An 11,318-nucleotide genomic window follows, 5' to 3' on the forward strand; every position below is an offset into this window, starting at 1 on the left:
ATCATCTGCGGCCCCATGAGGCCCTCAACTTCTTAACCCCCATCGAGTTTCGCCAAGCTGCCTGACCTCTACTTTTGACTGGCTCACTTTAAGGGGGAGCTTACAACTCAAAGTGGCTAACTACCCACCCTAACGCTTTTAACAGCCAGGTTGCCAGTAAAAACACCGTTGAAAAGAGTCTTATTCGGCCAATGATAAGGTTGATGAAATATTGGAATGCAAAAAATGATTATCCGTACTCTTCGTACGAGCTGGAGCAATTGATAGTGAATCAGTTCTATTACTCTTGCAACAGCCTATGGGATTACATCTATATGTTCGTCAGCAACTTGAATTCATATAATTTTTCTTCTACAGCGGCTAGCAACAAGGTCACAAGATTGAAAAAGATATGTGCTGACGCCAAGGCATTGGAAACAAGTGGCTCTTTCATTGCCGCTGAATCTAAGATAGTGGAAGCTTTCCCTGTGTATTAATCCGCAGAATTTCGAATAGGCTATTCAACAAGGGTACGCTTAACGCGGGCAGGTTTGCCTAAAACGCTATCAGTTTTGGCACGAGCTACTAACTTAACTGACATAATTTCGCTGCCCACTACTTATGGAAGACAGTCAATCCACCCCGCTCACTTTCAATACTCCTATCGAGCTTGCCCAGTATGTGGATAAGCACTGCCAACATTGGAATGGCATGTACGACCGTGATTTTAGCAGCATCCTCCGAGTGGCCACCGGCCCCGACGAAGTAAAGTCACTACTTCAAGCTGAATCCGTAGCCCTAGAAGCATGGTTCAGCGCTACCACGATGCGTCGACTATTTGAGGTAACACAACCTGATGGGCAAGTTGGGGGCTCGCTGTTGCCCCAGGACTTACCGGAAGCACCGTTTGATTACTACGTCCAGCGCTTGCAACAGACGGATAATCTTTTTCTGAAGGCCCGGTACGCGCTCGCACTCTGGAATGCCCCCGCCCCTTATAAGCGGCACGACTACCTGAAAACGGCATTGGATAGCCTGCTACTTGCGTTGGCGCAAGCCGACTGCACGGGCAGCAAGGTTGGCCGGCGAGATTGCTACGATATCATTCGACAAATCTGTGCACTAGCGGCCGAACTCAAATACAAGCACCAGACTGATGCCGTCCAGGCGGCAGTGCTAGACCGCTATACCGGCAGCATCCCAATGGAGGCGCATAGCCACTTGGTGCTACTGGGCCTTATCAACGAGCACGGCAAGTTGTTTCGTGCCAACACACCGGAAATTTTAGCAGCAACCCGTATTCAATTCGATGGGGACCTAGCGAAGGGTGATGCCTACACCGGCCTCATGCTCGCAGAACTCGCTGTGAAGACTGCGCAAGCGAGTGGCGGTGATGTGCGCGAGTGGCATCATCGCCAGGGTTTAGCTAACGAGCAGCAGGCAGAAGCCAGGCTATCAGACGATTCCAGCTTGATTTCTATGAAATTCTACACTGATGCCGCCCGCGCCTATCAACTAGCTGGCAACGACGCGGCGGCGCAGGCGGCTCTCCAAAAAGCGCAAAGCCTGAAAGGCAAATTGCGCCTTGGCTTGGTCAGTACTGAAGCAGACGATGAACAAAACCGCTTGATTAATGAGGACATAAAGCAACAAACCGCGTTGCTGCTAACTTTGGAACCAGCCGATGTTTTTAGTTGGCTAGGTTCCGCACCCGATGCTATTCCTGATTTTGAGGCCATCAAGCAAAGTGCTGCTGAGGCACCGCATTCCTTTATGGATTTTGTGTCGGTGCTGAACCTGGATATTAATAAAAACTTCCAGACTCAAAAAAAGGAGGGTGAAATACCGGTCTCCAAGCTGCAAATGCCTTATAAAGTAGCTCTTACCTTGCGACTTCACTACCTGGCATCCCTCGTTGTCGAAGGAACGAAAGCTGGCAAACTCACCTTCAACACGTTTCAAGAATTTATTCAGCAACGCAGTTGGATAAGTCAGTCAATTCGAGCCCATGATTACGAGGGCAAAGAGTTTACGTACTCTTGGGAGCCTCTGATTCTGCCCGCCGCTGGCGAGTTTTTTAGATATCTGGAACACGCTTTAGCAGGGAAGAGTCAGGTCTCGTTGGTGCTCTGCTTGGATTCGCTGGTGCCCAAGGTAGAAGCCTTGATGCGTGAACTTCTACAGCTCACTGGTAATGCTACTGTAGCTACAGGTAGTAAGGCTGGTATGCAAGAGGTATTCTTCGATGAACTGTTGAACGCACTTGAAAAGACAGCGCTGTTCACTGGAAGCGACGCGCAATTCTTTCGCTACATATTCACCTCGTTCGGCCAGAATGTTCGCAATAACATTGCCCACGGCTACTATAAACAAGCTGACCGGTACTCATTTGGAAGCGCAATACTTGTTTTTTGCGCGTTGTTGCGGCTTGTTAGCTTCCGTCTAAGCGACGTTGTGCCCACAGCCACTGAAGGAGAGATTTAGTAGTATCCCGTCTAAGTCTATCGTTGGCTATTCGATTGAAATTGAATTACCTCCCTCTTTGATTTATTTTCGGCTTAAGGAGAGCGTTCAAGTAGCTCAAGATGCAGCGTGTTCAGCATAGCAGCTACAAAAAGACCTTGAAAGACCGCGTTTTTCGGGCCTTCCAAGTGGTGCGCAAAACCGTTCAGCAAAGGGCAGAATTTCGAACGGTCATTCCAAGAAGCGGTCCGAATAACAAACTTGCTTTACCCGATTACGGGCAACCCCAGGGCCTCCAGTCCTTCGCTGGCGGCCTCGACGTAACTGATTTTGGTCGGGTCGAACGCGGCCAAGGCCTGCGCCACCCAGTGGTCGTCGACCGTGTCCTGGTACGCCAGCACATGCACCGTGGCCATCTCCTCCGGGTTGAGGCGCAGCAGTCGGCCGATGCGCTGGGCGGCCTTGCGCTCGTTGCCGAAGGCGTGCCAGATGATGCCCACCCGCAGATCGAGCAGGCTCACGCCCTCCGAGAGCTGCTGCACGCAGGCCAGGCACGGAATCTGGCCGGCGTTGAACAGGGCCAGGTTCCGCGCGCTGTCCGGGTTGCCGGCGTGGTAGGTGTGCGGACTTTGCTGCTCGGCCTGCTGCTGGGTACAGGTGAAGAGCAGCACCTTTTCGGTTTGCTGGCGGGCCAGGTAGTGCATATAGTGGCCCTTGGTGGGGTAGGCCATCAGGGCCCGCATGCGCAGGATGCGCAGCGTCTCCACAGGCAGCGGCTCGGGACCGTCGGCCTCGGCGCGCGCTAGCCGGCCCGTCCAGTACTGGTAGCTTTCGCGCTCACTGGTGGTGTAGGTCTGGCCCGCCTGGGTGGTATACGTGAAGTCGCGCACGGCGCGCAGGGGCAGGCGGTGCACCACCAAGCGGTAGTCGTTGAGCAGGCCCGCCAGCACGGCCTCGTCGGTCGTGTAGTCCACGACGATGGGGTAGTAGGCGGCCACGAGGCGGCCCTTTTCGCTGCCCGCTTGCGCGGGGGGCGTGCCGGTCAACCCCAGGATGTGGCCGTGGCGCGCCACGTGCGCCTGCAGGCCCGGCGCGTGGGCGGCCGTCAGGGCGTGGCACTCGTCGAGGTAGAGCTTGTGGAAGGCTCCGGCGGCGAGGGCCTTGCCCAGGGAGCGGTAGGTGGTGAACGTGACCCGGTCGAGCAGGTGCGCGAGGCCGAACTTGCGGGCTTCCTGGGGCCAGGCGTCCAGGATGGTCCGGGTGGGTGCCGCCACCAGCAGGGGCTGGCCCGCGGGCTGGCGGGCCATGTCGCGCAGGCCCACCAGGGTCTTGCCCAGACCCATGGTCAGGGCCACGCCGGCCAGCCGCTGGCCGCGGAGCTGGGCCAGCACCTGGTCCTGCAAGGCCTGTTTACGAGCCGCGGCGGTGGGCGCAGCGGCGGGGTTGGCAGGGGTGGCGGGCACGGAAGAGGCAAGCATGAGCAGTGGGCAGTTAGCGCCGCCATGAGGCGACCGGTAGGAGCTAGGGAGTGGCCTGGCGCGGGCCAGGGTTGACCAGCACTGACCGGCACCGAACCGGGTGCCCGTACGAGCCACGCTTCCGATAAAGGAGGTGTACCAATGGGTCAGGGCGACAGCTGGCGGAGTTGCGCTTCAAGATCCGCCAGCTTGGCTACGATGACCGCGACTTGGCCGGGCCGAGTCTCCTCGTCGTAGCAATCCGCGGTCTGCACAAACGCTAAGCTATTTCGGGTATCCTCCAGCTCGCTGGTTAACTTCCGGCGTTGGCGCTCGGTGGCCGGATTAGTGGTGCGCTTCGTCCGAGCCGCTTGCTGCGCTTTTTCGTAGTCTTCCAGCAGGTAACCCGCCGTGAGCGCTTTGAACACGGCACCCCCTTCGTTCTTTACTTTGCCGGCGGTTACCTGCGCTTTTACCGTGTTGAGGACGTAGCTGATATAGCCGGCGTCGTAGGTACCGACCGCTACTTGTTCCTGGATGTGGGGGATGCTCCTGGCCGAGACCCCCGCGGCTCGCACGGCGGCCTCCCACTCCGCCACCGGCGCACCGGGCAAGGAAGGGGGCGGGCTGGCCGGCCCCACGGGCTTGAAATGAAACTCGATGTGGGTGACCGTCCGCCCTTTGCTCCGGGTGACGTAGGTGAAGGGCAGGTCCGTGTGCGCCAATTCGGCTTTCGCCCGTTCCAGCACCCGCGCCCGGAAGTTGTTAAAGCGGTCGTACCCTTGCGAGAGACCCAAAATGGCCTTCAACTCCTCCAGGGCGATGGTTCGTTTGCCGAAGGTGGCGTACTCGCGCAGCAGCCAGTAAATGCGGGAGGACACCGCGCTCTTGAGCTTCATGAGCTCCACGAGTTGCGCCTTGGTGAAGTGGCTGTGGAGCTGCAGCAAATAATCCTGTAGCTCGTCGTTGAAGCGCAGCACCAGCAGGCCTTCGCCTTCCACGTAATCCGCCCGGGCCAATAAGGGAATGGCCGAATAAGTGCGCTGCGTCAGGATGCGCTGGCCATCGGGGCCCAGCGTCTCGAGGGTGACTAAGCGGCTGGCAAAGGTTTCAAGGACTTTACGGATGTGCCCGTAATTCTGACTGGAGGTCGAGTCCAAGAGCTCCTGCACGCGGAGCTCGCACTTGCCAAACGACGTATCGTCGCGCTGGATCTGGGCGAGCATCGCCAGAAACAGGCGCGTCTCGGTCGTGTTCAAGTCAAAGCGGCCGTTGACTAGCGCGTTGTGCTGCACGACCAGGGGGTGTCGCGTTCGAGCGTCGGAAGCGGGAGCGGTCATTGGAAAGAGAGCGAGAGTGGAGACCCGTCAAAGGTACGAGCAAAAGCCGCATCGACTACAATTATTTTGAGCTCGAGTCGATTGCCACCAATTGGGTAGTCGTAACGGGAGTGTTTCCCACCAAAACAGTAGTCGATAGACACCAATCCGGTAGTCAATGGACACCAATTCGGTAGGCATCGAGCACCAAACCGGTAGTCGATTGCCATTATAAATACATGAATTTCAACTAGTTATGCAGTCCGTAAACTACTTTTAAAAAAGTAATAATCATCTTAAACAGCTAGTTTCTTGTCGTTTTTTTTTTGGGTTGAAAGGGCAAACAGGAAGAGCGGACGCAGGAAGTAGTAAGACCACCAGGCGCGCACCCCGCTGTCTGGAGAGCACAGGCTTTAAAATGCTGATTTATAGGCAATTGTTAACACTTATACTTCTTGTTCGACTACCGTTTTGGTGTCCATGGACTACGGTTTTGGTGGCCTTTGCGGGCAAGCCTGCCCCGGGCAGACTCTGCTCCGGGCGCTCATCTCCGGTCGGGAACGAGCGCCCGGAATAGTGCCAGTATCGACTACATTTTTGGTGACACGTTTTAGACGGCGCGAACTTTGTAAATAATTGACAGTGAGACGATTAATTTTTCGCCCAAAATCATGGAAAAGTACTAAATGCAAGGGGGCGGAAGGCCCGCTTTGGGTCGCCGGTCGGAGCACGAGGCATTCACCTCCAGCTTGAAAGAATTGCCTCCAAAAGCCGCATCTGCTTCCGCTGGGGCGGGCCGTTTCTAGCCGCCCCAGCGGGCCGCATTTCCTTCCCTATACTGCCCGCGTAACAAAAGGAGTCCGCTGGCAGGGGCTCGGCGGTTCCCCATATTGCCTGGGTAACGGAAATGAAGTTCTTGTTGCAGGTAGGGGCGCCAACGGTCAAGTGGATGTCCGGTAATGGCGGGCGTACGAGGGGCCGTTCACGCGTCGTTGGCGAGGTGGTCAATGGCACCGCCCCTGCCACGCGCGCAACGGCCCAGCGCCTGGCGTGGATGGAAAAGCGGTGGGTAATGCCTCGGTACGGTCGAACGACTGGGCGCGGATCAAGGATTCGCGCCCCATTTACTCCTGCAAAGCCGTTCGCAAACGCCTCGGCACCGCTTTTCGCTTGTCCGCCCTGAGGAGCGCTTCGCCTGGCTGGAAGGGAAAAACGAGTGGCTACGGCACCAGTTCGAGGCCCTGCAGGCCAAGCTGGCCACTGCGGGCGTACCGTTCGCGTTGGCCCTGGGGCCGGTCGGGGAGCCCTGCTCCTGCCCCCGCCCCCCGCAGCCGGACGGCGCAGGAACGGGCCGCCGTGGACGAGGCGCTGGCCCGGGACGTGGCTTGCCGGAAGCGACAAGTGGCCAAACGGGCCACGCCGGGCCCCTCCCCTACCCCGGTTCACCCCAAAGTCGTCCGAGAAGTCCACTTATGATAGCCTAAGACCTAGGAATGCGTAAATCGAATGTCCCTCCTCTCTCTATTGATTTCCCAGAGCACTTATTACACACTATACATATCATGTATGTACAGTGTGTAATAAGTGCTCTGTGTGTAAGAAAATCGTTAAATGCATAGCATGTATTGAATGTAATGTGTACTATTGCCTTAAAACAATCTGGAACAACAGATGAGAACAATATGCTTTGCTAATCATAAGGGAGGGGTGGGCAAAACCACATCTACCTTGAACGTAGGCCAAGTATTGGCCAGTAGAGGATCGAGAGTGTTGCTAATTGACAGTGATTCACAAACCAACCTCTCAATGTCCTTTGACCGCCAAGGCACCAGACACTTGGGAGAGTTACTGGAAAGCGATGGCAAAATCCTACTCACCGAACTTATGGAAGAAGTCGGGGAGAGGTTGCAACTGGTTGCTGCTTCCCCTCGTCTCCAAATGGTAGAAAAGCTCATGGCGGGCAGTTCAGGTTTAGAGTTCGTATTGCGTGAGGGGCTCGAGACAATTGAGGACAAGTTTGATTACTGCCTCATTGATACACCGCCGTCATTGGGAGGAATTACCTACTCAGCCTTAATAGCAGCAGATGCTGTCTTTATTCCGATGCAGCCAGAGTATTTCGGCTATAACGGGCTGACCACGCTGCTGCAAGCTTGTGTACGAGTCCGGAAGCACTACAATCAAAAGCTTAAAGTAGGAGGGATCTTCTTCACGAAATATTCGCCTACCTACCGCTCTTCAATGCATCATCAATATGTTGACCTAATCAATCAGGATGAACAGCTTGCCCCGTTAGTAATGGATGTAAGTATCCGGCAGAATACTAAACTGGGTGAAGCACAAGCGATGCACGAAGCTATTCTAGCATACGCTCCTGATAGCAATGGAGCACTCGATTACATTTCCCTCACTGACGAAATACTAGCCCGGTTATGAGTACTGCTCCCAAACGCAATTTCACTGCGAAAACAGCTCGTCCTGTTCTTGATACTAGTTCGCTCTATGGTATGGATGAGCTACCTGCTGAAGCTAGAGCTACTACCAATATAGCTCAAGTACCCGTAGTGAGCAGTTCTGTTCCTGCTAAAGCAGTAGGAGATGAGTGGGTACAGTTCAGCACCTATTTACGGCGTAATACCTATCTACGCCTTAAGCAGGCCGAATATTGGGAGCCTGGCTTTGTCGTACGGCAACAAATTGAGAAGGTAGTAACTGAACTGTTGGACAAGTTGGAAAGCGCTAATCGAAGCCTACCAGACGAGCAGTATCAAAAGCTTCTGCAGAAGAACAAGAAATTGAAGCCTTAACAGGTATATAAAAGCACAAAAATCGCTGTTTTTGAAGCGGAAATGGACTTTTTTAGACTCTTGAGACCTGCCTATCTGCTACAAAAGAGACGTTAAAAAAAACTCCACTAGTCTTTTTTTTTATTACTAACATTATAAGAGTATTACAGGCGCCGTATCATGCTGATTCATAGAGAGTAGCAGAGACCATCTGCTACAAAAGAGACGTTTGCTGCTACAAAAGAGACGTTGCTCTGCTACAAAAAAGACGTGATTCGACTACAGAAAAGACGTTTCACAGCTCCATCTGCTACAAAAAAGACGTTGACACTTATGGATGCCATTCCAGAGAAGCGAGTTGCCCAGCATAACGCCTTAATTAATGCTCGATTCAGTTTCGTACCCTTACAGATGCGGCTATTTGTAGCTCTACTGTCACGTATCGACTTTGAGGATGTCGACTTTAAAGAGCATTTCATCCCCTTAGAAGAACTGGTTTTCGATCGTCGAGGGGGGTCGGCCTACGAGCAAGTAGATGAGATGTGCAAAGGTCTAGCCTCATTCACGCTTTACATTGAAGAGCTTGAAGAGAACACTAGGAAACGTCGTCGTAAGCCGAGCTACACTTATATTCCGCTTATGGCTGAAGCGGGCTACAGAGCTGATTTGGGAGGCGTATCAGCCAGTTTTAACCCGAAGATTATGCCCTACCTGCTACAGCTGCGGGAGAGTGGCAATTTCACCATTGCAGATATGCAACAGGTGCTTAAGCTCAAAAGCCCCCAATCACTACGCATCTATTGGTTACTGAAAGAATACGCTGGCTTTGGGCGCCGAACTATAAGCGTAGAGGATCTGCGGTTTGTCTTAGGTATAGAAGAGCACGAGTATCCTCGATTTTCAAATTTTAAGGCTCGAGTACTAGACAAGGCCCAAAGTGAGATAGGAGAAACGGACATTCCTTTCACATATGAGCTGGAACGAGAAGGCAAAACGGTAGCTAGAATCAAGTTTCTCTTCCAGCAACTGGCCGCATCTGCTACAAAAAAGACGTTGCCAGGAGCATTGGAATGGGCTGAAGCATTAGCTCAAGTGGGCGTTAGCCAACGTAGCATCACAGCCATTGCTCGCCAATTGGAAAATGAGGAATATGATGTGGGCTATATTGCCTTTGTAGTCCGCATCGTGGAGGCACAATTCCGCAAAGGTAAAATCAAGAAACCAGCTGGAGCTATTTATAAAGCTTTGGTAGAGAAATACTTGTTGGAAGATTACCAGCTGGCTAAGAAGCCTAAGTCTACTCTCAAGAAAGCGATTGCTCCTCTAACTAATCAACAGCAGTCAGTCGTCTTTAAACTGAGTGAGGTTCGCACCATGTATGAGAATCCAGGTCCCTACGCTCAACATCTTAAACCAGCAGCAACTTTTGAGGAGCATCTACAGCAAGTTTATCTGAAAGATGGGTTTGTAATTGAACAACGCGGAGGCGAGGACTGGCTAGTAAAGGTGAGCTAAGGTCGCTTGGCCCACAGCGAGCCTTCGTGATTATGACTTGACGAAAGGCTCGTGATAGCTCGGTTAAAGATGCCCACTTGTATGAGGTTACTCTAAAGCGTTGCAAGAGTCGAATACTAACTGCCACCCCAATTGCTTTGCTAGGGCCTTATAAACAGTTGTTGCTTGTAGCCTTTTATATCGAAAACAGGCCATTTTTGCCCTTTTAAGGGCACCATTATCTACTAAAAAGCGTGTCAATTGACTCTGCAATGAAGGTGCTAGGGTCAAAAACAAGATTTTGCGCCCTGCCTTTAACCAAAAGTGGGCTAAAACAAGATGCTAATAGCCACCAGAAGTGCCCAGATCCGCTAGATAGTGGGAGGGTTGCAAGGGAAAAAGGATGATTTTCAATCAACTTTGATTACGTTTGATTGAAAATCATCCTTTTGCTAGTTGTGTGCGATGGCCTACCAGAAACGTCCAATGCAAAAACTCAAATGCGCGCATTGCGCCACCAAGTTTGAGGCCAACCATAAAAGCCGGATGTATTGCTCCTCTTCCTGCAATACCTTGGCCTGTAGAGCGCGTAAGGGCGTGTCTGGGCGGGCGGCCTCCAATGGGGGAGCAGAAGCTACTACGCTCGCTGTGTCAGCTCAGAATATCGGCCTGCTCACCTTAAGCTCTGCCCTGGGTGCGGCTGCCGTGCAGGGAGGCACACACCTGCTACAGCAAGTGACCCAAGGGGGCTCCGACCTAGACTTAGTGCGGGCGGCAATGCACCAGCTGCGCCAGGAGCTGCAGGCAGCCAAAGTCTTACCGCAGCCGGTCAGTGTGCTCTCCTATCTGCCCGAAGAGTTGCAATTGGCCACTACCCCCGTGGTCATGCTCCCGTTGGGGACCAGTACAGTGTCGGCCGTCCGCGTGCGCTACCATGGCCACATACTCTACCACAACGAGGGCCAGCAGCTGCTGGTATGGGAAGAACGACCCGGTACGTATCACCACATCCGAAACGAGCAGCAACTTGTGCAGCTAGCTGACAAGCCAGCCCACGATAGAAGACCAACGGTAGCACTCCCTTCAGCGGGGGCAGCTGGCGAACTTGTGCTGGACCTTGGGGCCCTGTCACAGCCAGAACAGACCCTTTCTACCACAGCTGCGGAGCGTGCATTTGATGCGGCATTGTTTGCCCCTTTGGCGCCAGAAGCGTTCAGGGGCCCTGATAGAAGCTAAGGCAGGCGTAGCTCCCTTGCTACTCGTGCCCGAGTCTAATAAGAGCCGGTCTCTCACCTGCCGCAGAGGTCGACTGCCGGGTCGGTAGATCTACAGCTGGCAAAATAGCTTAGCCCACGAGGAGCAAATCCTCCAGCCGGGTGGTATACTGCGGCGTGCGCCATTGCGCTTGTCCCAGCCAGGGAGCTTGCTGCCCCGGAGCAAGCAGTAGCGCGGCCAGCTGCACGGTGCCTTTACCAAAGCGGCGGTTCAAGCGGTCCAGCTCGGCCATCAGCTTGGCTCGCTTCTCTGACACTAGCCCCGGCTCAAAGAGCGAGAGCTGCGCCTGCCCTGCAGGTTCTAGGCCCTCCAGGATCACGCCCGCTTTGGTGTAGCGTTGCCCGGGCTGCCACAAGCGCTTTAGTGCCACCCGAGCTATGCGCACCAGCTCCACCGTATCGCTGGTGGCCACAGGTAGGCCTTCTTAGGGTGTTATTAAACAAGGGGCTTAGGAAGCAAATCGAGCTTAGAGGGGCCGTTGGCGAAGTTCTTTGAGCAAGACTTTATACACGTTTTCGTAGCGATGGTTGAAGCGAAATTCACAT

At 53.8% G+C, this 11,318-nt stretch carries 7 protein-coding genes; 4 read left to right on the forward strand and 3 right to left on the reverse strand.

The genetic code is table 11. The features are described from left to right. Positions 1–600: 600 nt before the first annotated feature. Positions 601–2,463 (forward strand): DUF4209 domain-containing protein, encoded by a 1,863-nt coding sequence (locus ABD842_RS08395; RefSeq protein ID WP_345112525.1) that lies wholly within the window; start codon positions 601–603, stop codon positions 2,461–2,463. Between the two features lie 245 nt (positions 2,464–2,708). On the opposite strand, the gene ABD842_RS08400 is transcribed toward ABD842_RS08395, so the two are convergent. Next, positions 2,709–3,920: a DEAD/DEAH box helicase gene (locus ABD842_RS08400; RefSeq protein ID WP_345112526.1), complete on the reverse strand. Its 1,212-nt coding sequence runs from the start codon at positions 3,918–3,920 to the stop codon at positions 2,709–2,711. 146 nt (positions 3,921–4,066) lie between these two features. Continuing rightward, the gene (locus ABD842_RS08405) at positions 4,067–5,239 is read right to left on the reverse strand and encodes a replication initiation protein (protein WP_345112528.1); all 1,173 of its coding nucleotides are present in this window, start codon (positions 5,237–5,239) and stop codon (positions 4,067–4,069) included. 1,650 nt (positions 5,240–6,889) lie between these two features. Here ABD842_RS08405 and ABD842_RS08410 point away from each other — a divergent pair. From ABD842_RS08410 to ABD842_RS08420, 3 genes are all read left to right on the forward strand, one after another. Continuing rightward, the gene (locus tag ABD842_RS08410) at positions 6,890–7,654 is read left to right on the forward strand and encodes a ParA family protein (protein WP_345112530.1); all 765 of its coding nucleotides are present in this window, start codon (positions 6,890–6,892) and stop codon (positions 7,652–7,654) included. Further along, positions 7,651–8,025: a hypothetical protein gene (locus ABD842_RS08415; RefSeq protein ID WP_345112532.1), complete on the forward strand. Its 375-nt coding sequence runs from the start codon at positions 7,651–7,653 to the stop codon at positions 8,023–8,025. Before ABD842_RS08410 ends, ABD842_RS08415 begins: the two co-directional genes overlap by 4 nt. Positions 8,026–8,337: 312 nt before the next feature. Next, positions 8,338–9,519, forward strand: a complete 1,182-nt coding sequence (locus ABD842_RS08420) for a replication initiation protein (RefSeq protein WP_345112534.1) — start codon at positions 8,338–8,340, stop codon at positions 9,517–9,519. Between the two features lie 1,324 nt (positions 9,520–10,843). Here ABD842_RS08420 and ABD842_RS08425 read toward each other — a convergent pair. Beyond that, entirely contained in the window at positions 10,844–11,185 is a 342-nt protein-coding gene (locus ABD842_RS08425) for a DUF4113 domain-containing protein (protein ID WP_345112535.1), read from the reverse strand. Positions 11,186–11,318: the final 133 nt, after the last annotated feature.

The sequence above is a fragment of the Hymenobacter algoricola genome (assembly GCF_039539525.1).
In the GTDB taxonomy this organism is placed as follows: domain Bacteria; phylum Bacteroidota; class Bacteroidia; order Cytophagales; family Hymenobacteraceae; genus Hymenobacter; species Hymenobacter algoricola.